1 protein-coding gene is annotated in these 429 nt (G+C 56.6%); it reads left to right on the top strand.

Annotated elements, in window-relative coordinates:
• Positions 1 to 36: 36 nt before the first annotated feature.
• On the top strand, positions 37 to 429 hold a 393-nt coding region (locus tag SOP95_RS31730), incomplete at its 3' end, for an AI-2E family transporter (RefSeq protein ID WP_442967806.1).

The following is a 429-nucleotide window of genomic DNA, read 5'->3' on the forward strand; positions in this document are numbered from 1 at the left end:
TACATGGGCCCTCTGCTTTTCTGACATGGACCGGACATGAATCAAACCAACCTGCAATTCAAAACCCTGCTGTTGCTGCTGGGCCTGGTGACCGTCGCCTTTATCTGGATACTGCTGCCGTTCTATGGCGCGGTGTTCTGGGCGGTGATCCTTGGCATCATCTTTGCCCCGATGCAGCGGCGCCTGCAACAGCGTTTTGGCTGGAACCGCAACCTCACTTCCCTGGCCACCTTGAGTGCTTGCCTGATCATCGCGATCCTGCCGGTGATCATTACCAGTGCCCTGTTGGTGCAGGAAGGCGCGACGCTTTACAAGAACATCGAAAGCGGCAAGCTGGACGTGGCGGGGTATATCGAGCAGTTCAAGAATGTGTTGCCGCCTTACTTCCAGCACCTGCTGGACCGTTTCGGCATGGGTAACCTGGAAGGC

The sequence above is a fragment of the Pseudomonas sp. YuFO8 genome, from assembly GCF_035065025.1.
GTDB classification, from domain to species: Bacteria; Pseudomonadota; Gammaproteobacteria; order Pseudomonadales; family Pseudomonadaceae; genus Aquipseudomonas; species Aquipseudomonas putida_AE.